Genomic DNA, 25288 nt, shown 5'->3' on the forward strand with positions numbered 1-25288 from the left:
CGTGACTGCGCCTGGCGTGCGGCTGTCATGGCGCGCTCGATATCGTGATCGGCGTCGTCCACTGGCCGGCGCCCGTGCCCCGTCGCCGCCCGCTACGATCGCGTGGCCCTCCGGCACTCCTGTCCGGAAGGATCGCCTTGCCCGACCGGCGCGCTGCGGTCGTACGGGTCGACCGCCGCGCCGTCGGCCTCGTCCGCCGTGCCGTCTGTGCCGAACGGCGGGGTGAGGTAGCCGGTGGGGGTGCCGCAGCCGCCGTTGGTCATGTCGTACTTGTACGAGACGATGGAGAACGTCCCCGGCTCTGTGATCACCTTGTCGGGATCGTCCCAGCTCAGGACCAGCTCGCGTCGGACGATCGTGCGCATGATCTCGTCGTCACCGCCCGCGTTCACGCGCGTGACCGGATAGACGAAGGTGACGTCGGCACTCACCTGGAGCGCGCCGCGCTCGCCTTCCCGGTAGGTGAGACGGCCGCGGGTCTTCACGACGTCGCCGACGAGTTGGGTGCGGGAGGGCTGGAAGCGGCTGAAGAGGAGGAGCGGGTCGTTCGTCTCGTCCGGGGTTCGCAAGGCGGTCCTCAGAAGTTCCTGGACGTCCTTCTGGTGCGGGTTGATCAGCGCGATCGCCTTCTCTGGGCGCTCGCCTCGCAGTACCCCGCGATCCAGGCTGGACGCGACGAGGAAGTCCCGGCTGTGGGCCAGGGCACGTTCGACCTCGGCCGCACTCATCCAGCCGACCGCCCTGGCCTCCGGCACTGTGATCCCTGCTGCTCCGCCCGCCCAGCGTGCCGCCGGCGAGCCGCGGAACGGCTCGTCCAAGGTGGGGCGTTCAGCCGCCCCTGCCGAGGGTGCCTGGGTCGGGCGGGCGGTCTCGGCTGCCAGCGGCGGGGAGGCAGGTGCGTCGCCTGCGAAGAGGTCCACGATGCGCCCTGGGGCGAGCGCCAGCGCCAGCAGCACCAGCGAGGCCAGCAATCCGGCTGCGTACCAGGCCGTGCGCCGCTTGGGTCGCGGTGGAGTGTAGCTGCGCCAGCCGTCTGGGCGGCCGGGCTCCGTACGCAGCCGGCCCGTCACCTCGCGGGCCCGGGCCGACGGCTCCGTGGGCGCGTCGGTGACCCCCGCCACCGACTCACGCACAAACCGCTCCCACTCCTCGTCCGACTTGGACGAGCCGGTCGGCTCCGAATCCGTACCCATACCCAACCCCCCTGACCATCAGCCCATCGCAGCGGCCCGCACCCCCGCACCGCGACCGCATGATGACACAGCACACTGACGGCAACGCCGACAGGGCAGACGGTGAGGGCGCGCCACCCCTACCCAACCGGCCGACAAGAGGGCTCAGTCAGCACTGGCAGCATTGCCCACGCTTGCCGAAGCAGGTAGCAACAGCAATCCAAGCCGCACTTTCCGCAGTTGACGAGCGCTTCCGAGAAACGACGATCCCCTGGCCTGTCCATGAAGGGCTCAGCGGACGGTGGTGCCGACCTTGCTTGTCGCGAGTGTTGGAGTCAGACGTGCGGGAGCAACACGGCGCGTGCCCCAACCACGTCCTTGTCCGGGCGTGGTGCCTGGGCCGGAATGTGCTGACAAGTCGCTTGTGGCAGCTGAGAGTTGAGTCGATCCTCCTCCTCAGGGTGCAGCTCCGCCCCGATCGTGCTGCCGTCACGAGTCGCCGATGAGCCCGTATCGGGTCACGCCTCCGGTCCCGTGGCCCGGGTTGTTCGACGGGGTGCCGACGGTATTTCTCCACCACGTTGCGGAGCCCGCGTTCAGCGAGCGGGAGGGGACACCGCGGGCAACCGTGTGCTTCTGGCGTGAACAGGCGGACTCCGAGTGGAGGGCCGGGGCCATCGAGGCCGTTCCTGCGGGAGTGGAAGACGGCGACAGCACGGAATGGTTGTTCGACGTCCTGACCGATGGCCGTCCCGAGGCGTATCAGCAGTTCGCGGAGGAGTGCTACGAGGTCGCGGTGGACATCGAGGCCGTTCGTCACGCCTACGCGCTGCGACCGCTCACCCGGAGCGTCGTGTCCGCACTGAACCCGGATGTCGAGCTCGCCGATCTCGATGAGGATCTTTCGCAGATCGGATATCCCGCCCCGGGGCCAGAGGCCGGCCCCGGGACCTCGTGATCGCGACGAGGCGGCTTTGTGCGGAGGACGTCTGGGCCGCCGCCACGCCTTCCACGAACCCGGCACCACCGAGGCCGAAGCCTGAGCGGCCGACCGTCTGACCGCGACCCTCTCGTGGCCACACCGTTCACACCGCCGTCAAGATGACCGCGCAGGCGGAGCGGGCACACCTGTCAGCCGCCCGGGGCAGGGCCGTCGATGCCTGTCGCTGCTACCTGACCGGCCACCTCGATGAGTTCCACTGCGACGTCGCGCTGGACAGCGGCGGCCGATCGCCGCTGTCGGGGTCGAAGGCGCCCGTTCACCACCTGATCGCCGACCGCCTCTGCGTCACCGGCGCCCGCTGTGACCTGCCCGGAGCCGAGGCCGTCCTGCGATGGCGTGCCCTCGCGTCCCACGGCGAACCTCGATTCCTTACGGGCGCTTTCACGCCGTACGCGAGTATGAACGCCTCTACCTGCCTTGAACCAGCGGTGGTTGGAACTCGCGGCTTGATCACGGGACTCCTTGCGGACAGAGTGCGACCCATGAGGTTCACAGGCATGCCCACCAACGCGCGGACCACCCGCGTCGACGCGGCTCCCGCGGTGCACAGGCAGGTTCATCAGTGAGCGCCGAACTGCCCTCCTTCCGCTACCACCCCGATCCCGTCGCGAGCGGATCCATCAGCGAGAGCGCCGAGACCTGGGCCTGTCGCACGCGCAGTACTGGGTGGATCTACACCGCGACCTTCTATACAGCCCAGGACGTCAACGGGCAGTTCTCCCCCTGGTGCATCGCCGATGGCAGCGCCGCTGAACGGTTCGAAGGTGAATTCACCGACTCATACGGGTTCGACGGCGTCAGCGAGGAGACTCTGGAGCACGTCACCCACCGCAGCCCCGGCCTCCACGCCTGGCAGGATCCGCGCTGGCTCGTCCACTGCGACGACGCGGCCGCCTTCATCGCCGAGGTCGGTCACACCGATCTCGCCGCCCACCCCGACGCACTCGACCAGCTCCGAACTGACCTACGGATCGGCGGTCGGCGCGAGGCATCCCAGGTCGAGAGCTTCCTGACCCACCTCGGGCACGGCACGAGCGCCATGCTCTTCCGCTGCACCGTCTGCGGCACCCACCTCGCCTACGCCGACGCTTCATAGCCACGCCCAGCCCTGACGCGCCTTTCCCTGTGAAGATAGCCACGCCCACATGAGGTGGCGCTTTTGTGACATGGCGTCGAAGCGCCAACGCACTGTCTTCACAACATTGCGTCAGAGTGAGTGACTGCGTGGGTCTCATGCACTTCAAGCTCACGAGGTTCCCTTGCGCATGCCTCCGCCCCGCAGACGCGGGCTGACAGCGGCTGTCGCCGCACTGGTGGCGTTCACGGCCACCGGACCGTCCGCCTCGGCCGGCACACCGTCTTCCACACCGGATCCCACCACGGTGTCCTCCGCCGGAGGCACCGGCACCAAACGTGTCATCACGTTGATCACCGGTGACAAGGTGACGGTCACCCCGACCGGGAGCGGGCGTCCGATGACGTCGGTCCTCGATCCGCAGGGCGGGCCGGCCGGAGCCCATGTGATGTCGGTGGGCGACGACACCTACGTCTACCCCGACGCCGCGGTCCCGTTCATCGCGTCGGGAGCACTCGACGAGAGGCTCTTCAACGTCACCGAGTTGCTGGAGGCCGGCTACGACGACGCCCGTAGCGACCGGCTCCCGCTGATCGTCACCTACACCGACGCCGCCGTCCGCTCCCGCAGCACCAAGACCCCTGAGGGGGCGCGAAAGACGCTGACGCTGAGCAGCGTCCAGGGTGCCGCGATATCGGCCGAGCACAGGCGTGCGGCAGACTTCTGGTCCTCCCTGACCGGAGGTGAGAGCGCCTCCGCGGCAGCTGCCTCGCAGCCGTCCGGGCGCCTGGCCGGGGGCATCGCCAAGGTGTGGCTGGACGGCAAGGTCAAGGCCACGCTGTCCGACACGACCGCGCAGATCGGAGCCCCGGCGGTCTGGGAGAGCGGGAACACCGGCGAGGGCGTCGATGTCGCGGTCCTGGACACCGGGATCGACGCCGGGCACCCGGACTTCGAGGGCCGGATCGCCGCCACGCGGAGCTTCGTACCCGACGAGGACGTCACCGACGGGAACGGTCACGGCACGCACGTCGCATCCACCGTCGCCGGGACGGGTGCCGCGGCCGGCGGAACCGAGAAGGGCGTCGCCCCGGGCGCCAGGCTGCACATCGGCAAGGTCCTCAGCGACAAGGGCGAGGGCGGAGACTCCTCGGTCCTGGCCGGCATGGAATGGGCGGCCCGCGACCAGCACGCGAAGATCATCAGCATGAGCCTGGGCGGTGAGCCCACCGACGGCACCGACCTGCTGAGCCAGGCCGTGAACCGGCTCAGCGAGGAGACCGGCGCGCTGTTCGTCGTCGCGGCCGGCAACTCCGGCCCCGGCGCGAGGACCGTCGGCGCACCGGGTGCCGCGGACGCCGCGCTGACTGTCGGCGCGGTGAACGGCCCGGGCAGGGGTGTCGACCAGTTGGCGGTGTTCTCCAGCCGCGGCCCGCGCGTCGGAGACAATGGGCTCAAGCCCGACCTGACCGCCCCCGGCGTCGATGTGCTCGCGGCCCGTTCGCAGTTCGCGGAGGGCGAGGGCGCGTACACGACGATGAGCGGCACCTCCATGGCCACCCCGCACGTCGCCGGCGCCGCGGCCCTGCTGGCCGCCGAGCACCCGGACTGGACCGGCCGACAGCTCAAGGACGCCCTGGTCAGCACCACCACGGGCACCAGCCGCTACAGCCCCTACCAGGGTGGCGCCGGCCGTCTGGACATCGCGGCCGCCACCAAGGCCACACTGATCGCCCCCACCTCGGTGTTCTCGCAGGCCCGGTACCCGTACGCGCCCGGCCAGACCGCCCGCGAGGACGTCACCTACACCAACACCGCGGACACACCGGTCACCGTGGACCTGGCTCTCGCCGGGCCGCCCGGCCTGCCCGAGGGCCTGTTCGGCCTGTCGGCGGACCGACTGACCGTACCCGCGCACGGCACCGCCACCGTCGAGTTCCTCACCCATCTCGACCGCGGGCAGGACAACGCCGCCTACAGCAGCTTCCTCACCGCCACCGGTCCCGACGGCAAGGTACTCACCCGCACGCCCGTCGGGGTGAACAAGCAGGGCCAGCGCGTCACTCTCTCCGTCACGACGAAGCATCGTGGCGGCGGGCTGCCCGGCATCTTCTTCCTCAAGGACATCGAGCGGAACACCGTCCCCGAGGTGTACACCGTCGACGCCTCCGGCACCCTGGACCTCACCCTGGTCCCGAGCACCTATGCGGCCTGGATGATCGCCGACGTGCCCGGTGTCGACGGCACGCACGCGCTCGGTCTCGGTGTGCTCCCCGTTCCGCAGATCGACCTGAGCGAGAGCCGCACGCTCTCGCTCGACACCTCCCGGCTGCGCAAGGCGGCCGCGCTGACCCCGCAGGAGACGGCCAACGGCGGCTTCCGCGTGGACCAGTACCGGTCGTACGGCGACCGGGTCCCCTACGGCGTCAGCTACCTGCCGGAGCACCGGGACTACGACAGCCTCTGGCTGCTGCCGACGGAGAAGGTGACGCGGGGCGCGTACGGCCTGCACACCCGCTGGCGGCAGGTCCAGCCCCCGCTGACGTTCGCCTCGGGCTCGCAGACGTACGACGACGTCGCCGTCCAGTCCAATTCCCCGGTCCTGCCCGAGGGCACCGGCGGGTACCGGGCGGTGTGGCTCGGTGACGGCTCCGCCGAGGACTTCCGCAAGGCCAAGGTGCGTGGCCGGGTGGTGGTCGTCCGCCGCAGCGACACCGTGCCGGCGCCGGACCAGGCGAAGGCGGCGGCCGAGGCCGGCGCAAGGCAACTGCTGATCCTGAACGACGGCTACGGAAGGCTGGCCCACCTGCTCGAGGCCCCGCCACTGCCGGTGGCCACCCTCGGCGCCGACGACAGCGCACGCCTGCTGACCCGGCTCAAGAAGCCCGGCACCGACGTGCTGAAGGTCGTCTCGCACCCTTACCCGCACTACCTGTACGACCTGGTCCGGCGCCACGACGGCGCCGTCCCGAGCGACCCCTCGTACCGACCCGGTCCGGGTGACCTCGCCAGGATCGACGACTCGTTCCGTGACACCAGGCAGGGCCGGGTTGCCCAGTCACGCTGGGACCTGAGCTTCAGCGGTGTACACCTGGGGGTCGACCCGACTCTGGTTCCTGCCCAGGGGAAGCTCACCTCCTGGGTCACGGCGGACCCCGACCTCACCTGGATGTCCACCGCGTCCGCCGACAACACCGAACTCATCCAGTCCAGCACGGCACGGTCGTACAAGCCGCGCAGCGTCTCCGGCGAAGTCTGGTTCAGCCCTGTCCTCCACCCCCGCTTCGTCCAGGGCGGAGATATCGCGACGCCCTTCCGGGCGGGCGAGGGCATGAGCACGTCCATCGTCACGGCCTGGGGCGACTCCGGCGGCCACGCGGGCACCTCGTCGACCCCGGGAGCCACGAAGGTGTCCCTCTACCAGGGCGACAACCTCCTCGCGGAGAACACCAACGACGGGCTCAGCATCAACGGCCTCGCGCCCGAACCGCTGCCGTACCGGCTCGTGGTGGAGGGTGAGCGCGCCGTGCCGGGCCGCCCGTACTCGCCCCGGACCCGCACCGAATGGGGATACACCTCCGCCTCGCCCGATGACGTCGAGATTCACCCGCTGCCGCTGATCCAGCTCGACTACGCGGTGGCCACGGACCTCTCCGGCCGGGCACACCGCCGGACCGGCCTCGCCGTCACCCCGTCGCACTTCAAGGGCGCGCCGGGTGCTGGATCGATCCGCACCGTCACCCTGGAGGTCTCCTACGACGACGGTGCCACGTGGCACCGCACGCCGATGCGTGCCGGCGGTGACGACTGGAGGACATCGCTCCACGCTCCGCGCCGCGCTCAGTTCGCGAGCCTGCGCACCACAGCGACGGACGACAGCGGGAACACGGTCAGCCAAACGGTGATCCGCGCCTTCGGCCTCAAGTAGCAGGCGCTCACTACCCGGGGCCCTGTCCGTGTGACACACCGCGGACAGGGCCCCGCCATGTGCCGGCGGGCACTGAGCCGAGCAGCCGGGTGCATGAGACGGGCAGTGTCCTGGACGCTGCCCATGCCGAGACCCGCACACCCGTCGCGGGCCGGCCACTTCACGGCCCTGACGGCAGTTCCGTGAGTCGTCGGTCGCCCGGCCTTGGTCATGGCCGAGGCCGGGTTCGGGGACCACCAATACACCTGTCCGAGCGCTCTCCCGACGTCCTGCGAGCGGGAGACGCGCGATGGGGGTATGCCATGTCGCGCAAGGTGACCTTGGGACCCATGAGGAGAGCAGCTATGTACGCGGTAGTTCGGCGCTACGAAGGGGTGACCGACCCTGCCGAGGCGGGACGGCGAGTGAACGAGGGATTCGTGCCCATCCTGCGGCAGGTCTCCGGATTCGTGGCCTACTACTGGGTCGACGCCGGGGACGGAGTGATGGTCTCCACCGGAGTGTTCGAAGACCAGGCCGGGGCCGAGGAGTCGACCAGGAGGGCGGCGGACTTCGTCCGGGCCAACCTCGCCCCGCTGCTCCCCAGCCCTCCCCAGGTCGCGGCCGGCCAGGTCGTGGCTGCCGGTTAGGGAACTGCGCAGTGGCGCTCCGCTGCCCAAGGATGCCCGCAGGAGCCGCTCCCGGAAGGACTGCCGCCACCTGCTCGTTCGGGCCCACATACAGCCCGGCGGCCCGATCGTGGCGGTCCGGGACCATCTCGACACCCATCGGGCAGCAGGGCTGAAGCGGTACGGGCCCGAGCATGACTGCCTCACCACCGTCCGCCTCCCGCCGCACGGACCCGACCTCAACCCCGTCGCGGCCGTCTGGTCACTGGTGCGCGGAGCGAGGGCCGAGACCGCCTTCGACACACCGGACGACCTCGACCATGTCCTCCGCCGACAGGCCTGACCGCTCGTGGCCCGTCGGCCGAGCTGGAACCCTTCGTGACTCCCACTTCGGCGTCTACGCCGCGGGGAACGGCGTGGACGCAGGTGCTCTCTTCCTCCTTCCACCGGTGGAGCAGGGCCTGGCAGCCCTGGAGCCACACCGGCGATTCCGGACAGTAGTAGACCCTGGTGCGCGGCAAGGGCGCGATCGTCGCCACGCCTCGGGGAGTGGAGAAGCAGGTGGAGCAGCGCGGACTCGTCAGCGGCCTGCGTGCCGTGCTGCAATCGGAACGCACCCCACGTCGACTCCCGCGGTACCGCAGCCGCGAAATTCCGCGGAGGGAGGTGAGATCGGGTGTGTAGCCTCTGCCCGTGCGAAACATCGAACGACTGGTGCCGGCCGCTCAGCGGATCGACGCCGTCGCTCTGCGCGAGCTGGACGCTGACGAACTTGCCCGGTACGTGACGGATCCGGCCCACCCGTGGTGGCGGCGTGAACCGTGTGTCCGCGCGCTGGCCGGTCGGGTGCCGGAGAAGCGGGTCCCCGAGCTGATCGCCCGTGTCCAGGACCCGCACGACTCGTCCAGCGTGCGCATCGCGCTGCTCGACCTGCTGGGGGACCGGGTGGAGCTGCTGCCGTGGCTGCGGCACGAGAACCGTGAGGCGGACGGCGACTTCGGCATGCGCGAGGCCTTCCTCAAGGCCCGTGGACGGCTCGGCGACCGCTCGGCTCTACCGGAGCTGGCGACCCTTGCCGCCTCCGAGTGGTGGCCGCGGCGCCTGCTCGGCGAGGCAGGCCTGTACGGGCTGGCCCGGCGGTACGGGAACGAGGCGATCCTGGCCGACCTCGGCGACGAACGGCCCGAGGACCGGGCGGCCCGCCTCCGGCTGCAGGACGAGGAACTCAGCGTGATCGCCCTGGCGGACCCCGACCGCTCCGTCGCCTTCCTGGCCCAGTCTCTGCTGACGGACCAGCACCGCGTGCGCGCCTACCTCAACGAGGCGTCGACCACCGAGGCGAAGCTCTGGGCCGCGTACGCGCTGTACCGCCTGACCGAGGACGCGGCCGAGACGCGGGCGATCTACGACCGTCTGGGCCGCCCCCGCGTCGAGGTGGCCGGCCTGGACGAGGAGCTGCGCGGCGCGATCGTGCACGAGTACGCCAGGGACTGCAAGGAGCGGAGTGACCCGCGTTGGCGCGTCGAGGCGCTCTGCACCGAACCCCCGGACCGGCCCGACCAGGACGAGCAAATCGACCGTGCCATGGCCGCGCTGACCGAGGCGGGCCTCGAACCGGCATCCCCGGTCTCCGCCGGTGACCACCACCAACAGGGCGAGGGTACCTACCACGTGATCGAGTGCGGGGAGAGCCTGGTGCAGATCAGCACCCTCGGCCGGTTCGCCACCAGCGACGACGCCGACCCCATGGCCCGTCAGGCCCTGGAAGCGGCCGGGTTCCGCTGGATCGACTGGGAGACCGGTGCGATCAAGGTCGCCGACCTCTGCGTCTATTACTTCGGTGGGCGGTCGCCCCTCACCGTTGACGCTCTGCTGTTCTACTGGCAGGACTGAACCTGACTCTGAAGCTTCTATAGATCGTCAAGCTGTAGGGGACGGGCCGGGTGTTCCGCTGAGTGCGCTGGTGAGGTGGTGGTAGACCTCGCGCGCGACGAAGCGCTTGAGACACCTGAAGATGTCCTTGCTCTTGAGTCCTTCGAGGGTGCGTCGTGCCACGTAGTCGCGGGTGCGCGGGTCGTGCCGCATGCGGACCAGCACGATCGTGTGCAGCGCACGGTTCGCCTGGCGGTCTCCGCCGCGGTTGAGCCGGTGCCGGTCGGTGCGTCCGGAGGATGCCGGGACGGGTGCGGCAGCGCACAGGTGGGCGAAGGAAGCCTCGGATGCGAGTCTGTCGGGGTTGTCGCCGGCGGTGACCAGCAGCTGCCCGGCGGTCTCGGGTCCGACGCCCGTCAGCGCGAGCAGGGCAGGCGCGGCGCGGGTGATCAGCCCGCGCAGGTCGGCGTCCGCGTCGGCTATCTCCTCGTTCAAGTGTCGGTAGCGCCTGGCCAGGCGCTTGAGCGCCAGTCTGACGGCTGTGGCCGGGGTGGCCGGATCGGTGCCCGGGCGGCTTGCGGTCAGCCGCCGGACCAGCTCGGTCGTGGTCAGCGAGCGCAGTGCTTCGCGGACCTCGGCGGGTGCGGTGATGATCAGTGATTTCATCTGGTTGACGGTCTGGGTGCGGGCTTTGACGGCGCTGGCGCGTACGACACGCAGTCCGCGGATTGCCTCGACCGCGCCGTCGCGGTGCTTCGGCGTTCCGGTGGCGCGGCCGGCGAGCACCGCGGTGGCGGCGGCGTAAGCATCAATGGGGTCGGACTTCCCTGCCGCCCGACGAGCTCGACGGTCGGGTCGGTCCACCTCGATGACGGCGATCTGGTTACCTCGGAGGTAGCGGCCGAGTTCGGCGCCGAAGGAGCCGGTGCCCTCCATCCCTACGACCAGCACTCGGCCGTGGGAGTGGAGCCACTCCAGCAGGTCCCGGTAGCCCGCGGGCGTCGTGGGAAATGCCTCGGTGGCCAGGTGCCGGCCGATGGTGTCGATGACGGCGGCCTGGTGGACGTCGGTGTGGGTATCGACCCCGCCGATCACCTCGATGGGCTGTGACATGGTGGCCGGGTTCCTTCCGTGCGCGGCGAGTTGGCTCGCGCGCACCGGCCGGCGGACGGACACGACTGTGATGGGACCACGCGGGTCAAGCTTCTATGAGGTCACGATCACCAGCCGGTACACGCGGTGGCACCGCTCGGAAGGTCGACGATTCAGAGTGAGGACAGCCGAAGCGTCAATCGGGGATCGGGTCAGACCCTCGAGCGGTGCCATCCACATCCTCACAGTCGGGGATCTTGGAGCTGCCCGGTGCGCCTGCGTGATCGGTGGGCATGCTCGGGGTGTTCCGGGAGCCTGTGCGGTTGTCGAGGTGTCTGTCGTCGCTCCGTCCTCGTTCGGATGAGCAAGTCCCGCCTCTGACCGCGCAGATCGCGTGAGCGAGCAACCCGGGCGGTACGACGGCGATGTGGGTCAGAGACCGCCTGGACGGGCTGTGGCGTGACGAAAATTTCACCGACTGGTATCCGTGTGACGGGCGTCCGGGTCTCCCGCCTGCCCAGACGGCCTCTGTCTGTGGGCACGCGGTGCGTGCTCGGCCTGTCGGACCGGCAGGCCGCCGAGGCAGTGCGCTGCCGCATCGACTTCATGTACGCCATGGTCGAAGAGCTGGACGATCCCGGCTTCCACCACAGTGCGCCGACCGACTTCCGCGACTGCCTCGCCGAGGACGGTCGTGCCGACCGCCCCCTCGATCTCGCACCGGCCCGCCTCGAGGAGGCCGGTCTGGTGGGCGAGCGCACCGATTCCACCCATGCCCTGGCGGCGGTGCGCGAGCTGACCCGGGCTGGAGATGGTCACCAGGCGGTCCGGGAGGTGGCCGCGAGGTACGACAAGCTCGCGGCCCGCTATGAGGCGACCGTCCTCTCAGCGCCCCTCAACGAGTGCCTGTGACCAGCACATTCGAGACGCCCTAGGGTCGCATCCCGAACAGGAAGCGGGTCGCCCGCGTGCGGCGGACCAGCAACTCGTACGCGGTGAGGGTGAGGACGAGGGCGATCACCACGAGCACGGCGTACTCGACCAGGATCGGCGCAGACCAGCCGATCACGAAGTAGGCGACAGCGACCACGATCGGCTGGTGCAGGACGTACACCGGCAACACGGCTGCGGAGAGATAGTCATAGAGGCGCCGACGCGTCGTCGGGGCCGGATTCGGCGCCGCACGCGGGTGGTCCGGCCGCCGACGGTCGAGGAGGCCCGGGATGGCGACCACCAGGCACCATCCGGCCGCACCGAACAGCGCCCGTGAGACGGTGGCCAGGGCGGTCATCTCAGTGAAGGGCTCGTCGGCCAGGGCGAAGCCGGGGCCGGCTGCCGCGAACAGCAGGGCGCCGAGCCAGGCCGCGGTCCCGGCGTCGCGCCGCATCACGGTGCGCAAGCGGTCGTCGGCGGCGAGCGCGAAGCCGGCAACGAAGAACAGCAGGTACGACCAGCGGTGCCAGCCGGCGTAGTCCTCCTCCAGCCGTGCGAAGGCGCAGATCGCCGCGAAGGCGTGGGCCGGCAGGAACACGAGGCCCCGCCGGTGCAGGGTCGCCTCCGCCACCCGGCCGCCGATGCGGCGGACGCGTTCGCGCGGCAACCACCGGTGGAACGGCACCAGCATGAGGGAGAACGCCAGGAGGAGCACGACGAACCACAGATGGCCGGTCTCGAAGTGCTCGCCCTGGACGAGGAAGGGGAACTCTTCGGGTTCCAGGTGCACGTCGTAGAAGCGGGGCAGGAAGCCGAGGTACGACTCGTGGTAGTCGGCGTCGGCCGAGCGCAGCCGCAGCCACTGCGGCAGCGGGTTCAGCGCGAGGGTCGCGAAGACCAGTGGAACGCCGAGCCGCAGCAGCCGTTCGCCGACGAAGCCGCCCGCGCCGCGGCGCTGAAGCGAGTGCCAGGCACCGAGGCCGGAGATGAGGAACAGCAGCGGCATGGCCCAGACGACCCCGAACCCGGCGAGGATCATGATGGCTTGGGTGGTCTCGGCGTTCTTGACGTAGAAGTCGTCGTCGGTAGCGAATACGAGCGCCGAGTGGAAGAAGACCAGCCCGATCACGACCAGCATCCGGATCGTGTCCAGCTCCGGCCGCCGCTCCGGCAGCGGTGCCCGCGCCGGTTCTGTACGCGTCGCCATGTCTGTGCCCCCCGTCGCCTGCACGTCACCAGTGTGGGAAATGCCGCCGCCGGGCGCCACCCCTCGCAACGGACTCCGCTCACACCGGAGATCAACTTTCGACAGCGCCCTACGACCCGTGTCTTACGTGGTGAGGCGGACGGGGCGCTTGCAACAACCGCTGGCGGCGACGAGTCCGAGAAGGGCCAGGTAGTCGTGGCGTAAGATCACCGTTCGAGGGGTGGTGGCATGGCCAGGGCAAAATATTCGTGGTGTGCGGCGATGGCGGCGGCACTGCTGCTGGTCGGCTGTAGCGGTGGCGTGGAGAGCGACAGCGGGAACGACAAGGCGGTGGCGCTCACGAAGGAACAAGTACGGAAGACGTTGCCGGACGGCGAGGCTATGACGGGTTGGAAGGAGTCCGCTCCGCCCAGGGCCGTCAAGATGAACGAGTTCTACCGTTCGCTGGCTTGTCCCATCAAGGACGACGCGGGATGCGAGAACTCCCGCTTTCACGGCGTCTCGACCTTCCGGCACGACGGTGATCCCGCCACCGTCACCTTTCTGATCATCGCTTACGGCAGCGAACAGGGCGCCCGGGCGGCGTACGACCCGCTCTGGGACGGCTACTACGGCAAGATGATGGGACAGGGGGCGAAGCCGTTCAGGGTCGGCCCGATCGGTGACGAGCGTGACGCGCGATTCGGTTCCTCCGGCTACCGCGGCGAGCCCGGCGCCCTGATCCAGACCCGGGTCGGCACGGTGCTGCTGTGGACCCTGGCGGCTGCCGCGGACAAGGGCGGCATCGAAAGGGACGGAGTCCGGGACCTGGCCACGGTGTTCGCCGAGCGGGCCCGACAGGTCCAGAACGGGGACGCACCCTCCGCAGCGCTCGACGGCTGACCGGGCGGCCGCCCCGGGACCCGTCCCGCTGCTGGAGAGCGGAGGAGCCCGGCGATTGGGGGAGTGGCCGATGTCGCGGATGCCGGAGCGCGTGAACCAGCCCGCTGGGGCTCTGACGAACTCTCCATCGACAGAGCCCGTACCCCGGTTGCCACGGAGGGGGCCAACTCCTGGGCCGCCGCCAGGCGGTCGTCCCCGTCGAGGGGGGTGTCGTCGGCCAAGGCCATCAGTCGACCCCCACTCGCGCCCGCGCCGGACAACAGGCCACGGTCGGCTGACTCCTCGGGAAAGCTCAAAGCGCGATCGGTCGGTACTTCAGGGCCTCATCGACAATCTCCTCCGCGGACGCGCCCTCAAGGTCGTCCGAAGGGTGGAAGACCAGGTCACCCACGCGGGGATGCGACACGTTCGCCTCCAGGAGCCGCAGGTAGTAGTCGCTCTCCGGAGAGGCCGTCAGGAGCCTGCGAACGATCTCAGCGAGCTCGTCCCGAGTGACGTCCGCAACCACGGGGCGAGCCGGCCTGGCGGCCTCCGTCGCGAACTCCTCCAGGCTCCTGCTTCCGTCGTACTCAGCAAAGTCGAGGGCCACGTAGTCGTGATGGGTCATCGCGTTGAAGGCCGCGATCGCCTCGCCCGCCGCCTCCGGGGAGACAGTCAACAGGTCAGCGATCCGCACCACCTCGGCGCACAGCTCTTCGAGTCGCTGCCGACTCACGGGCGGGGGCAACAACTCCGGTCTCAGGTCCACAGTTTAATGATGCCGATCGGCGTCGACGGCGTACTGCGTGGTCGCGGTGATACCTCGGCCGTCGCTGAGCGCGTTTCGTGCGAGCAGGCGGGAAGTCGAGGGCGGCTCCTGGTACGGCCGTGAGGCGGAGATCAGTTGGCGCCAGGTGGCGATCGCCCCCCGGCGAGTGCTCGGACCTCTTGCTGAACGGAGTCGTCGATCCGCAGCGTTCCAAGGGCTCGCCGGGTTGCTCGGGTTGCTCGATCGTTTCGGGCTGCGGTACCTACTGGAGTTCCATGGCGGAGGCGGCGGCCCGGTCCGCGAGATCGATGCTCGACCCGTCGCCTCTTGTGGATCGTGATCGACGCCCACGGCGTGGTGTGAGGCTCAGTTCATTCCCGTTCCCTCGGAGAGCCAGCCTCTATCGCGTGACGCGCACGTGAGCAGATGGAGGGATCGAATTGGTGGAGATGAAGATGACGGCCCGACAGCGGGTGCTGGGGCTTGTGGTGGCCGCTGGCGTTTTCATGGTCGCAGGGTTGGTCGGCTGGTGGTCCAGCCGATCAGGCGGACTGCTCGTGGTGGCACAAGTACTCCATCACCCCGTGCTGTTCGGCCTGTTGATTCTGGTTGCGCTGACCGCCGCTGTGGTCATCGGCGTACGGAACCTTCTCTTTCGGGCCCTGGTTCTGATGGCGGCGATCCTTGTCGGGTTCCTCGCCGTACCGATGGTGCTCTTCGCCGGAGCGGGGCGCGAGGTGACGATGAACGAAGCGGCGCCCCATCGCTCCGACCGGCATCTTGTGGTGGAGGAAGGGGCGGCGATGATCGACCCGCTGTGGTGGGTCTACGTCGACGAAGGATCCGGGCTCACCAAGCGCCGTTGGCAGGTCGGCTACTTCAACGGGGACGCCTCCGACGCGCTGGTCGAGGCTTCGTGGGTGGGGCCGGACCGGGTGCGCCTGGTAACGGCGGGCGAAGGGGACACGCAGATCCACCTTGTCGATCTCACCCCCGAGAGCGGTGAGCCTTTGCGTACGCTGTCGAGGGGGTAGCAGTCACGGTAGCCGCTGGGACAGCTCAACAGCTCAACAGTCAACAGCTCTCAATGCAGCAGTCTGGCAATGAAGCTCAGCCTGCGCCGCGTTGAGCAGCCGCGGTGCTCGCTGCACGGTGTTGCGGGGCAGGTGGCTCCGTCCGCACGACCCGCGCCACCACCGAAACACATGCGGCAGATCGTCCCGACCTCTCCATGGATCGGACCGCCTGTCGGCTCCAGTGGTTGTGAGCCGCCCTCAGTTGCGCAGCTCGTCGAGACGGTGGAGGTCGTCGCGGACCGACTCTCGGTCCTCGGCGGTGAGGTCGACCGCGTCGGCCCTGGCGAGTGCCGTCGTCGCGGTCAGTTCGTCACCGAGGCGCCCGGCCACATCCGCTCGCAGCACGAGGAGGCGGAGCAATTGTGCGGGTGTGGGCCGCTCGTCCTCAAGGTGAAGCACTCGGTCGATGACCTTCGCGGCGCCCGCTGGGTCCTCCTTCGAGTCCGCGAGCAGGGACGCGTGGTGCAGGGCACGGGCGAAGGTCTCCTCAGGGGCCGGCCGATGGCGCTGGTCCTCGCTCGTCCGCTGTCCGACGCGGATGCAGTTGCCGCCCGGATCTGTCATGAGGAACTGCCGCACGCCGTACGACATGTTCTTGAGCGGCCCGATACGCGGCAGCCCTCGGGACGGGATCCTCCCGTACGTCGTCCTGAGCCCCGCCCGAAAGGCGTCATGCAGCCCGTCGACGTCATCGGTCAGGACGTAGCACGTACTGACCGACTCGGCCGGCTCGTACTGCTTCACCCCGAAGAACTGGAGCTCGATGCCGCCGCGTTCCACAACCGCGTACGGGTTGGGGCTCTTCTGCTGGAAGGTCACCTCGAACCCGAGGGCGGTGTAGAAGTCGAGAACGGGCTGAAGGGCCCGGCACGGCAGGATCGGAATGGTTTTCTCAGCCATGACGCCTAGTCTAGTCAAACTTGACCACAAGGTCGGTAGGTTGTCGGCATCGCTCATGTCGGCGATGCCTCACGGTCGAGGTCCACTATCCCGACAGGTCCTGGTTTGATCTTCGCCCTGGGGGCTCGAACGGCGTCTCGTTCGAGGCGTGACCCACCTGGTAGGGGGCGTGAGTCGAATGCGGGTTCCCATAGCATTGCGTCGCCCGGATGAGGTTGCGCCTGACGAATCGAGTGAGCTCGTGAGTGACGATGTCCTCTCTGTCTTTCCGACCGACCCGCACTGGCAGCCTGAGCCGACTGCGGCTGAGCGTGCTGCGTCGCTCGTGAAGAACCTGGCCCCCGGGCTCCCTGACGGTGTCGACGTCGAGATTGACGTCACTTGGCACGACGCACTCACCGTCGTCGACTGTGGTGAGAATCTGCAGAAGATCGGTTGTCCCCGATGCGGCGCGTCGATCGACACCGAGTGGTGGGCTGACCTGCTCGAAGCTCATTGCGAGGACGGCTTCGCGACCCTTGCCGTGTCGACCCCCTGCTGCGGCGCCGCGACCTCGCTGGACGCCCTGGAGTACGACTGGCCCTGTGGCTTCGCACGATTCGAGATCGCCATCTGGAACCCAGAGCGCACCTGGTTCAGCCATGAGGAACTGACCGCCGTCGGGGGCGCACTCGGACATCCGGTGCGGCAAGTCAGGGCGCACAGCTGACGCACTTCAGTCCGCGAAGAATCCGACATCAGCATCCCGTCCGGGACGGCCCCAACGCGAAGACAGCCGCCCTGGTGCACACCCTGAGCCGGTGCCACTGGCTGGAGCGCTCCAACCTCGCCGTCGTCGCGGCCACCAGCGTGATGCCTCAAGGCGGCCTGAATAACGGTCAGAGCCGGCCGCGAGGACGCCGCGGCCCTCAGGGTTCTTCCTGCTCGCCAAGCCCATGACGATGCCGTTGTGCGAGAGAGCCGGGCAGTTGGGGCCGGACTCGGAGACGGACGTCGAAGAGCGATCCTGAACGGCCCGGGAGCAGACTGCAGAGCTTCGGCCCCCGGTCAGTCGGCTCGGCTCCAGCCTCGCTGACGATTCAGCAGGCCGGGGGGCGCGTACTGGCGCACACCCGGCCGGATCTGAAAGTGCTGTGCTCCTCAGTCACCGGAGGGAGAAGGCAACGGAACCGTGTCGGTGGTCTCCGAGGGAGGGGAGCGGTCGAAGCGGGGCATTGTCAGCCCTCCATCACCATGGATGTCCCTGAGGATCAACGTGGGCATGTCCATCATGACAGGTCAGCGGCGTTTTTCGTAGGACGGAACGCACAGTTCGCGAGCCTTGTCCGGCCCGCTCCACAACTCCCAGAATCTCCCTCGTGCAATCACCCGGGGACAGGGGGAATATGGGCAAGATCGATCACGACGCGGTGCTGCGGGCTCGCGTACTGCTGCTGGGCTCCGGCCAGCTCAGGTTGTCCGAACAGGTCCACGCGTACCGGGTTCTGGCGGAGGTGAGTCCGAAGGCGTACCTCCCGAAGCTGGTCGACGCGCTCCTCTCGATGACCTACCTCAGCCGGGACACGGAGGTGGGCCTGGTGCTGGGCGCCGAGGCGGTCGACGCAGCCCGGAGGATCGAGGCCGGGGCGCCGACCCGGGCAGAGCGGTTGTGCGACGCGCTGGACGCCTACCAGCAAGCTCTCTTCGCCCTCGGGCGTCGAGCAGAGGGACGTGCGGCCTGCGAGGAAATGGCCAAGGCTGGAAGGAGCGACAGGCTGGCGAACGTCCTGGCGGAGGAGGGGCGCTTCCGGGAGGCCGCGGAACTCAATGAGAAGGCAGTCCGGAACGGCATAGCGAAGTATTCCTTCTGGAACATGGTCGAGTGGGCGGCGAACCTGGAGGGCGCCGGCCTGCACGATCAGGCATCGACCGTCTTCCGCGAGCTCATTGACGGGACCCGGCACGAGGCCGCCGACCAGCACGACGCGCTGGCCATACTCACCTGGGAGCTGGTCCATCTCTCCCGGATGCGCGAGGCCACCGGGCATGAGGCGGACGCCTCGGCCACCCGGCGGAAGGCCCTGACCGTCCTGGAGGAACTGGCAACGACGGGCGAGCCGAAGAACCTGAGCTACATCCTGGGGTGGTGGGTCACCCTGTTTGCCCTGTCGGGACGGGCCGACGAACCAGTTGCGAACGCTGAGTCCCCGATGCCGCCCTTCGGCACCGACCTCCGGAGGCCGGGCGTCACACGGGATGCCTTTCTCAGCACTCTGCCCGAACTCGAAGCACAGGCGGCGGAACTGAGCGAGGCCGGCCGACTGCCCGAACTGGTCGACATCCAGCGCAGAATCAGCATTCGCGCGGCCCTCCGGGAGGGCGACCGCTTCAACCAGTTCGAGGAGCGGTTCAAGCCGTACTTCGACGAAGGCGTGGTGCTCGCCCGGCGCCTGCCCGACGACCCTGCACGCCTCGCGCGGGCCTTGGTGGACCGCTCTATGTTCCTCGTCGCAGCGCGGACCTATGAGCCCGCGTATGCTGACTTCGACGAGGCCGTCGCCCTCCTCGACAGCCAATAGTTCCTTTCCGGGCCAGGCGCTTTCCTGGTCGGGGAGCGGGTCAGGGCTTCGGCAAAGTCGGGGCGAGGGGTCGTTCCAGGTGGGTGCAGGTTGTGCTGACGTCCCAACGCCAACCGCTCGGGTGACGGTGCACGCGGCCCGCAGCCATCGGCGCGTGCTCGGACTGCCGCTGCGCGGGTATTGCCGACCGGTCCGGGTACGTACCCCAGCATGTCCAGCCCTGCGCTGTCCTTCGGTTCCGCTGCCCGCCTCTACGACTCGATCCGGCCCACCTACCCAGTACAGGCGGTCGCGTGGGCCATCGGCGCCGAGCCGGTGCGCGTCCTGGACCTGGGGGCGGGCACCGGGCTACTGACCGGTGCATTGCGCGCCGGCGGCCACGAGGTGATCGTGGTCGAGCCCGATGAGCAGATGCGCGCCGTGGCCGCCGAACGCCACCCGGGCACGCAGGTGCTCGCCGGCAGCGCGGAGGACATCCCATTGCCGGACGAGTCCGTCGACGCCGTCGTGGCCGGGCAGGCGTACCACTGGTTCACTCCGCAGGACGCCCTGCCGCAGATTCACCGGGTGCGGCGCGAGGACGGCGTCTTCGCTGCGATGTGGAACATCCGTGACGACCGGACCCCGTGGGTGGCCGCGCTTTCCGGCATGGTCGGCAACGAGGGATACGGCCTGGAGAGCGCCTGGCAGTACGGGCCAGTGACGCCATGGTTCACCGACCCCGAACGTGGCTTGACCGAGCACACTGTGATCGTCCCGACGGACCGGCTGATCGACCTGGTGCGGTCCCGCTCCTCCTACCTGACCGCCGACGCAGCCGAGCAGGCCCGCTTGGACCGGGAGATCGGCGAGTTGGCCGCCACCAACCCGGCCCTGGCCGGCCGCGACAGCATCGAGATGCCCTACCGGACCTACGTCTACCGGATGCGGCGGGTCTGATTCCTGGCCCGAAGCCCCGGCGAAGCTCATGGCAGTTGCATCCGTTGGTCCCCGTGGAGAACACTGCGGCCGAGCTGGCCCTGGTAGGCGACGGAGACGACCGGGCCTGGCCCTCTGTGCTCGCCGCACAGACACTGAGAGACCGTCGGGTGACTGGGCCTCCCACCGAGACGGAGGCAGGGACGGCTTCCGTGATCATGGAGTTCTCGAAGCCCCGTGATCCGACTGGAAGACCGTGCCTGCCCGCGCATGATCTCCAATCTTGACTGCCCTTGACCAGCTCGCCGACCAGCGGGAGGCCGGACCCGGGGAGGTTTCCGGCCTGCTGGAACGGCTGTCCGAGGTGCCGGACCCGCGCGATCCGCGTGGTGTGCGGCATGCCCTGGCCGTCGTGCTAGGCAGTGTCTGACAAATGATCACGAGCTGGCTTCGCGGAGCCAGAGGATCAGCGAGGCCAGAACGACTCCGGCACGGTAGCGGTCGGCGAGCTTGTCGAATCTGGTCGCGATCGCGCGGAACTGCTTGAGGCGTGCGAAGCATCGTTCGACCACGTTGCGCTCGCGGTAGACCTCTGCGTCGAAGGCGGGCGGCCGGCCGCCGAGGCGCCCTCGGCGCCGGCGGTTGGCCGCTTGGTCGCGGCGCTCGGGGATCGTGACGGCGATGCCACGGCGCCGCAGCAGGTGCCGGATCGCCCGGCTGGAGTAGGCCTTGTCGCCCAGGACTCGGGTCGGTGTCCTGCGCGGGCGGCCGGTGCCGACTCTCGGAACGCGGATTCCGTCGAGGACCTGGCCGAAGGCGGTGGCGTCATTGACGTTGCCGGGCGTGAGCACGATCGACAGGGGTAGGCCCCGGCCATCGACGGCGAGGTGGACCTTGGTGGTCAGCCCGCCTCGGGACCGGCCGAGGGCCTGGCGCGTCTGCGAGCGGCCCGGATCTCCCAGTTCGTCCCCGTCTGCGGCCCCCTTTTGCAGGCGCCGGTGGCATGCTGATGGGCCCGGTTGACCGTGGAGTCGACGGCAACGGTCCACTCCACCCGGCCCACCGCGTCATCACGGACCTGGACGTGTTCCAGCAACTTCGCCCAGGTCCCATCCGTTTCCCAGCGGGCGAACCGCTCGTAGACGGTCTGCCAGGGGCCGTACCGCTCGGGCAGATCGCGCCACGGAGCCCCCGTCCGCAGCCGCCACAGCACCCCGTTGACCACCTGCCGGTGATCACGCCACGGACGACCACGTCCATCCACCCGCGGCAACAGGGGCTCTATCCGCTCCCACGCCGCTTCCGTCAACTCGCCTCGACCAGCCACAAGATCAATGATCAGAGTGCTCGTGCTCGGACTCTCGCGCGGGGTCTGTCACGAAACGGCTCAGTCGGTAGGTGGTCGGCATTCCCAGGCGTCCGCACAGCGTGTCGATCCGGATCATCGACCCATCGACTCCGGCTTCCCGAAGACGGCGCAACCTCGTACGCATCTCCGCCTGGTCCGGAGTCTCAACGACCACTTCCCACTGTCCCGCGTCCGGCCCGGTGCGAGCAGCAGGCCGCTGCCGCGCGTCCTCCTGCCGCCGCCTTCTTTTCCCCTGTCCTGGCACCTGCCCAGAATCACTGGCTGGCGTCAGGACGGCAAGGCAATGGGACCGAGCACGCACACTCTCGGTGATCATTTGTCAGACAGGCCCTAGCCCTGACCGCGTGCGCGGTGCTGGCCGGGGCGACCTCGCTGCTGGCCGTCGGCGAGTGGATCGCCGACGCCCCGGCCCACGTGCTCGAACAGCTCGGCGTCCGAGCCGATCCCGTGATGCTTGGGCGGCAGTTGCCCTCGGAGTCCGCGGTGCGGCGCCTGCTGGCACGCGTCGACGGTGACGCCCCGGACCAGGCAGTTGGCGGCTGGCTCGCGGACCGCCGCCCCGAGGCGACCGGGCCGCGCGCGCTGGCCGTGGACGGCAAGAGCCTGCGCGGCGCCGCCAAAGCGGGCGGCCGGAAGGTCCATCTGCTCGCCGCCATGGAGCACGCCACCGGCCTGGTCCTGGCCCAGCTCGACGTCGGAGACAAGACCAACGAGATTACCCGCTTCCAGCCGCTGCTGGAGACCGTGGCGGATCTGGCCGACGTTGTGGTCACCAGCGACGCACTGCATACACAGCGCGAGCACGCCACCTACCTGCTGGGGCGGCGGGCGCACTACATCGTGATCGTCAAGGGCAACATGAAAAGGCTCCGCGACCAGGTCAAGTCGCTTCCCTGGAAGGACATCCCCCTGCAGGACCGCGTCAAGGGCATCGGCCACGGCCGCTCGCAGATCCGCCGAATCAAGGTCGCCACCGTCAACAACCTGCTCTTCCCCGGAGCCCGGCAAGCCATCCAGATCAAGCGACGTCGCACCGACCGCAAGACCGGCAAGACCACCGTCAAGACCGTCTACGCGGTCACCAGTCTTACCGCCAAACAGGCCGAACCCGCCCAGCTCGCCCGGCTGATCCGCGGACACTGGCTGGTCGAGGCCCTGCACCACGTCCGCGACACCACCTTCGCCGAGGACGCCTCCCAGCTGCGAACCGGCAACGTTCCCCGCGCGATGGCCACCTGCCGCAACCTCGCCATCGGCGCCCTCAAGCTCGCCGGAGCCGTCAACATCGCCGCCAGCCTGCGCCGCAACGCCCGCGACCCACGCCGCCCGCTCGAACTCCTCGGCCTCGGACGATCACAAACCGGACGCCTTCCGACTTCGCCGAAGCCTTGGGGAGCGGGTCGGGCGCAGCGTTTTCCGTAATGCGGGCAATCACACGGCCTGACCTGGAGGGCCGGGGAAGCGATTCGGCACGAAGGCGGAGTGCGGGGTTGTGCCCGGTGGCTGCCGGAGTCCGGCCGGAGAGGACGCGCCGTCACCGCGTGCCTTTGGCGCGCCGGGCGCAGCCACCAGGGTCACAGCCGACCACGCCGCAGTGTGGCGGGTCGCTTCCGCCGGCCCCTGCGAGCACCCAAGTTGATCACCGTGGGCCAGAGCCGACGGGGTTCATCGGACGGTGGGGTCAGGGCATCCGCCTCAGGCGCGCCTCGTGCCCGCTCGGCAAGGCTCGATCCTCGTGAAGACCACGGGCATCGTTCGCCACCAGAGGGTGGAGCGTGTGCGCGCTGACGGCCGATGCCGAAGTCGTCGGCTTCGCAGGGCCGGTGAGGTGACCTGGGGCACTGGTGGTGCGGCTTCCGGACGGCCGTAGGCCCGCTGCAACAAGGCCAACGGTATTGTCCTGGCGGTCGAAGATCCGCCAGGACTTCAGTCGTGCGACGCCATGCTGGACCGGTGCCCGTACGGCCCGGGATGAGCGGCCAGAACGATCACGCGAGCGGACGTGTGCGGGTGCCGTTCCCCCGTGAACAAGTCGGACGCTCAGGCATTCGGCGGCCGTAATCCGGATCCTCCGCGCGTCCCTCCGGCCAGAAGCGGTGTCTGTCCTTCGTAGTGCACTCCTGTCGCCCCGGCGGGCTTCGCCAACACGCTGATCGGGAGTCGGCGCCACGCTTGGGCCAACGGGCCGGCCTACTTCTCGATCTGCAGTACGGACATCATGCCGAGATCCTCGTGGTTGAGGATGTGGCAGTGGAGCACGGTTTTGCCCGGGTAGTCCAGGAACCGGGACCGGATCACCATGGTGCCGCGCGGTGGAATGTCGACGGTGTCCTGGAATCCGTAATTGGTTCTCGGCTTGCCGTTGATGCTCATCACCTGGAAGTCGTTGGTGTGGACGTGGAACGAGTGCACCTCGTCGGTGTCGTTACGGATGGTCCACTCCTCAACCGTGTTCAGCTTGACACGGAAGTCGACACGGTTGTGGTCGAACTGCTTGCCGTTGATGAAGAACTGGGTACCCGCCGCGTTTTCGGTGTATGTGATCGTCTTGCGCCCTGCGACGGAGGCCTTGGCGAGGTCGTCGGTGGGCCCGAAGGTGGTGGGCATGGCCTCGGGGGCCATCGGCTCGCCGGCGGACTCAACGGTCGCGAGGGTCGCCTGCGGGAACTGGTTGCCGGCCTTTCCGGTGTTGTAGGGGAGCGTCCGCAATTCCCGGGAGCCCTCGGGGCCGCCTTGGACTAGCACGTCATAGCGGGCACCCGCAGGGATGACGATCGAGTCGGCCGAATAGACCTTGTTGACCGGATAACCATCCTGGGCCACGACGTAGAACTTCTGGCCCGGCAGGGCGACTTTGTAAAAGATATTGGCTCCGATGTTGGCGATCCGCCACAGCTGTGTCTCGCCGGGGCGGATCCGGATCCGAGGATTGAGCTGCCCGTTGACGGTCCGCGTGGTCGGCGCACCCATCTTCAGGTCCTGAGTCTTGATGCGGTCGCCGACGATTTGGAAGTCCTTGAGTGCGATGACCTGTTCGGTGATGCCCTGCAGGACCGGCGGCAGATACTTGTCGAGCCCGTCGACCACGATGATGCCGGACATTCCACCGGCGGTCTGAGCCGCCGATTGCGTGTGCGCGTGTGGGTGGTACCAGTACGTGCCGGACTCGAGGCTCTCCGGGAAACGGTAGGAGTATCGGAAGGTCTTTCCCGGGTCGATCGCCAGGAAGACATTGTCAGAATTCCCGACCGGTGATACGTGCATTCCGTGCACATGTAGATTGGTCTGCTTGTCGAGCTTGTTCTCGAACGTGATCTCCATGCGGTCGCCGGGCTTGAGGCGCAGCGTCGGTGGCATGTACTGGCCGTTGTAGGTCAGGGCCCACAGGCGTCGGCCCGCCACGTCGACCTTCTTCTGCTCGACGACGATGCGTGTGCGGAGCAGCCCGTTTCTGCTCACCACCTGTGCAGGGTCACGCAGTTCGGTCGTGGCCGGGGCGGTGAGGGCGGCCGACGGGGAGACCGTGGCCAGGCCCGCCGGTGGCGGCGCCGAATGGGAGTGCGTGTCGGCGTCCGTACTTCCGGCACAGCCCGACACCAGAGCGAGGACGGCGAGAAGAGATACGCCGGTGGACCAACTCCACATGATACGCAAATACATTCCGGGTTGACTCCGTAGCGAGAATCCCTGGCGGGCGGACGAGACTCGTCGCACGCCATCCTGCCTTGGAAGATCCTCCTGGAGAGCAGCGACCCGCGAATGACCGGACACAAGCTCGATCCCGATACGCGGCGTCCTCGCGTCCTCCGAAGTCGCGGATGATGCGAGAAAACCAAGGGAGTAAACACTTAGCTTGGCGTTTAACCTCGGTGGGCTTGGTGTTTCTTGATCGACTCGGCGCGCTTGACGGTCTTGCCGACGTCGTGGCGCTTGGCGCGCTGCTTGTT

The 25288-nt window shown here is 68.8% G+C and carries 20 protein-coding genes and 2 pseudogenes; 14 read left to right on the forward strand and 8 right to left on the reverse strand.

What is annotated here, in order from left to right; translation table 11 throughout:
- Window positions 1-92 precede the first annotated feature (92 nt).
- Window positions 93-1193 carry a hypothetical protein gene (locus ACWCPM_RS28435; RefSeq protein ID WP_450979113.1) on the reverse strand — a complete coding sequence of 367 codons (1101 nt, stop codon included), beginning with the start codon at window positions 1191-1193 and terminating at the stop codon, window positions 93-95.
- 523 nt (window positions 1194-1716) lie between these two features.
- Between ACWCPM_RS28435 and ACWCPM_RS28440 the strand changes: the two genes are divergently transcribed.
- Window positions 1717-2130 (forward strand): hypothetical protein, encoded by a 414-nt coding sequence (locus ACWCPM_RS28440; RefSeq protein ID WP_450979114.1) that lies wholly within the window; start codon window positions 1717-1719, stop codon window positions 2128-2130.
- Between the two features lie 607 nt (window positions 2131-2737).
- On the forward strand, window positions 2738-3271 hold the full coding sequence (locus ACWCPM_RS28445; RefSeq protein ID WP_450979115.1) for a CbrC family protein: 534 nt from the start codon (window positions 2738-2740) through the stop codon (window positions 3269-3271).
- A gap of 150 nt (window positions 3272-3421) precedes the next feature.
- On the opposite strand, the gene ACWCPM_RS28450 is transcribed toward ACWCPM_RS28445, so the two are convergent.
- Entirely contained in the window at window positions 3422-3607 is a 186-nt protein-coding gene (locus ACWCPM_RS28450) for a hypothetical protein (protein WP_450979116.1), read from the reverse strand.
- A 43-nt stretch (window positions 3608-3650) separates the two neighbouring features.
- Between ACWCPM_RS28450 and ACWCPM_RS28455 the strand changes: the two genes are divergently transcribed.
- From ACWCPM_RS28455 to ACWCPM_RS28470, 4 genes and pseudogenes are all read left to right on the forward strand, one after another.
- The gene (locus ACWCPM_RS28455) at window positions 3651-7178 is read left to right on the forward strand and encodes a S8 family serine peptidase (protein ID WP_450979117.1); all 3528 of its coding nucleotides are present in this window, start codon (window positions 3651-3653) and stop codon (window positions 7176-7178) included.
- A gap of 344 nt (window positions 7179-7522) precedes the next feature.
- Window positions 7523-7807, forward strand: a complete 285-nt coding sequence (locus tag ACWCPM_RS28460) for a hypothetical protein (RefSeq protein ID WP_450979118.1) — start codon at window positions 7523-7525, stop codon at window positions 7805-7807.
- A 22-nt stretch (window positions 7808-7829) separates the two neighbouring features.
- Window positions 7830-8123 (forward strand): annotated as a pseudogene (locus tag ACWCPM_RS28465) (transposase); the annotation flags it as partial.
- Window positions 8124-8479: 356 nt separating this feature from the next.
- Window positions 8480-9679 carry a hypothetical protein gene (locus tag ACWCPM_RS28470; protein WP_450979119.1) on the forward strand — a complete coding sequence of 400 codons (1200 nt, stop codon included), beginning with the start codon at window positions 8480-8482 and terminating at the stop codon, window positions 9677-9679.
- A gap of 27 nt (window positions 9680-9706) precedes the next feature.
- On the opposite strand, the gene ACWCPM_RS28475 is transcribed toward ACWCPM_RS28470, so the two are convergent.
- The gene (locus ACWCPM_RS28475; protein ID WP_053756754.1) at window positions 9707-10771 is read right to left on the reverse strand and encodes an IS110 family RNA-guided transposase; all 1065 of its coding nucleotides are present in this window, start codon (window positions 10769-10771) and stop codon (window positions 9707-9709) included.
- Window positions 10772-11284: 513 nt separating this feature from the next.
- Here ACWCPM_RS28475 and ACWCPM_RS28480 point away from each other — a divergent pair.
- Window positions 11285-11662, forward strand: coding sequence for a transposase (locus ACWCPM_RS28480; protein WP_450979120.1), 378 nt, complete (start codon window positions 11285-11287; stop codon window positions 11660-11662).
- A gap of 19 nt (window positions 11663-11681) precedes the next feature.
- Here the strand turns inward: ACWCPM_RS28480 and ACWCPM_RS28485 are convergent, their stop codons facing one another.
- A complete protein-coding gene (locus ACWCPM_RS28485) occupies window positions 11682-12890 on the reverse strand; it encodes an acyltransferase family protein (RefSeq protein WP_450979121.1) in 1209 nt (402 codons plus the stop codon).
- A gap of 228 nt (window positions 12891-13118) precedes the next feature.
- Here ACWCPM_RS28485 and ACWCPM_RS28490 point away from each other — a divergent pair, with 228 nt between their 5' ends.
- Window positions 13119-13772 (forward strand): hypothetical protein, encoded by a 654-nt coding sequence (locus ACWCPM_RS28490; RefSeq protein WP_450979122.1) that lies wholly within the window; start codon window positions 13119-13121, stop codon window positions 13770-13772.
- Between the two features lie 292 nt (window positions 13773-14064).
- Here the strand turns inward: ACWCPM_RS28490 and ACWCPM_RS28495 are convergent, their stop codons facing one another.
- Complete coding sequence (locus tag ACWCPM_RS28495; protein WP_450979123.1) at window positions 14065-14520, reverse strand: hypothetical protein; 456 nt, start codon at window positions 14518-14520, stop codon at window positions 14065-14067.
- A 443-nt stretch (window positions 14521-14963) separates the two neighbouring features.
- Here ACWCPM_RS28495 and ACWCPM_RS28500 point away from each other — a divergent pair, with 443 nt between their 5' ends.
- Window positions 14964-15554, forward strand: a complete 591-nt coding sequence (locus tag ACWCPM_RS28500; protein ID WP_450979124.1) for a hypothetical protein — start codon at window positions 14964-14966, stop codon at window positions 15552-15554.
- Window positions 15555-15794: 240 nt separating this feature from the next.
- Here ACWCPM_RS28500 and ACWCPM_RS28505 read toward each other — a convergent pair whose 3' ends face one another.
- Window positions 15795-16496, reverse strand: coding sequence for a bleomycin resistance protein (locus ACWCPM_RS28505; RefSeq protein WP_450979125.1), 702 nt, complete (start codon window positions 16494-16496; stop codon window positions 15795-15797).
- Between the two features lie 241 nt (window positions 16497-16737).
- On the opposite strand from ACWCPM_RS28505, the gene ACWCPM_RS28510 reads away from it, so the two are divergent.
- The 4 genes from ACWCPM_RS28510 to ACWCPM_RS28525 all read left to right on the forward strand — a co-directional run bounded on the left by ACWCPM_RS28510 (window position 16738) and on the right by ACWCPM_RS28525 (window position 20402).
- Window positions 16738-17205, forward strand: coding sequence for a hypothetical protein (locus ACWCPM_RS28510; RefSeq protein ID WP_450979126.1), 468 nt, complete (start codon window positions 16738-16740; stop codon window positions 17203-17205).
- Between the two features lie 676 nt (window positions 17206-17881).
- On the forward strand, window positions 17882-19054 hold the full coding sequence (locus tag ACWCPM_RS28515) for a hypothetical protein (protein WP_450979127.1): 1173 nt from the start codon (window positions 17882-17884) through the stop codon (window positions 19052-19054).
- A 210-nt stretch (window positions 19055-19264) separates the two neighbouring features.
- Entirely contained in the window at window positions 19265-19993 is a 729-nt protein-coding gene (locus ACWCPM_RS28520; protein WP_450979128.1) for a class I SAM-dependent methyltransferase, read from the forward strand.
- Window positions 19994-20255: 262 nt separating this feature from the next.
- Window positions 20256-20402: a hypothetical protein gene (locus ACWCPM_RS28525; protein WP_450979129.1), complete on the forward strand. Its 147-nt coding sequence runs from the start codon at window positions 20256-20258 to the stop codon at window positions 20400-20402.
- Here ACWCPM_RS28525 and ACWCPM_RS28530 read toward each other — a convergent pair.
- Window positions 20388-21299, reverse strand: a pseudogene (locus ACWCPM_RS28530) (IS5 family transposase). The gene ACWCPM_RS28525 and the pseudogene ACWCPM_RS28530 sit on opposite strands and share 15 nt — an antisense overlap.
- Before the next feature lie 378 nt (window positions 21300-21677).
- Between ACWCPM_RS28530 and ACWCPM_RS28535 the strand changes: the two are divergent.
- A complete protein-coding gene (locus ACWCPM_RS28535; RefSeq protein ID WP_450979132.1) occupies window positions 21678-22763 on the forward strand; it encodes an ISAs1 family transposase in 1086 nt (361 codons plus the stop codon).
- A gap of 768 nt (window positions 22764-23531) precedes the next feature.
- Here ACWCPM_RS28535 and ACWCPM_RS28540 read toward each other — a convergent pair.
- The gene (locus ACWCPM_RS28540; protein WP_450979130.1) at window positions 23532-25001 is read right to left on the reverse strand and encodes a multicopper oxidase family protein; all 1470 of its coding nucleotides are present in this window, start codon (window positions 24999-25001) and stop codon (window positions 23532-23534) included.
- Between the last annotated feature and the right edge of the window lie 287 nt (window positions 25002-25288).

The sequence above is a fragment of the Streptomyces sp. NPDC002309 genome (genome assembly GCF_053593375.1).

What these genes read in the sequence shown, in the direction of transcription:
- ACWCPM_RS28460 (WP_450979118.1), top strand. Translation starts at nt 7,523, where the DNA reads ATGTACGCGGTAGTTCGGCGCTACGAAGGGGTGACCGACCCTGCCGAG.
- ACWCPM_RS28485 (WP_450979121.1), bottom strand. Translation starts at nt 12,890, where the DNA reads ATGGCGACGCGTACAGAACCGGCGCGGGCACCGCTGCCGGAGCGGCGG.
- ACWCPM_RS28505 (WP_450979125.1), bottom strand. Translation starts at nt 16,496, where the DNA reads ATGGCTGAGAAAACCATTCCGATCCTGCCGTGCCGGGCCCTTCAGCCC.
- ACWCPM_RS28475 (WP_053756754.1), bottom strand. Translation starts at nt 10,771, where the DNA reads ATGTCACAGCCCATCGAGGTGATCGGCGGGGTCGATACCCACACCGAC.
- ACWCPM_RS28490 (WP_450979122.1), top strand. Translation starts at nt 13,119, where the DNA reads ATGGCCAGGGCAAAATATTCGTGGTGTGCGGCGATGGCGGCGGCACTG.
- ACWCPM_RS28520 (WP_450979128.1), top strand. Translation starts at nt 19,265, where the DNA reads ATGTCCAGCCCTGCGCTGTCCTTCGGTTCCGCTGCCCGCCTCTACGAC.
- ACWCPM_RS28435 (WP_450979113.1), bottom strand. Translation starts at nt 1,193, where the DNA reads ATGGGTACGGATTCGGAGCCGACCGGCTCGTCCAAGTCGGACGAGGAG.
- ACWCPM_RS28455 (WP_450979117.1), top strand. Translation starts at nt 3,651, where the DNA reads ATGACGTCGGTCCTCGATCCGCAGGGCGGGCCGGCCGGAGCCCATGTG.
- ACWCPM_RS28540 (WP_450979130.1), bottom strand. Translation starts at nt 25,001, where the DNA reads ATGTATTTGCGTATCATGTGGAGTTGGTCCACCGGCGTATCTCTTCTC.
- ACWCPM_RS28515 (WP_450979127.1), top strand. Translation starts at nt 17,882, where the DNA reads ATGGGCAAGATCGATCACGACGCGGTGCTGCGGGCTCGCGTACTGCTG.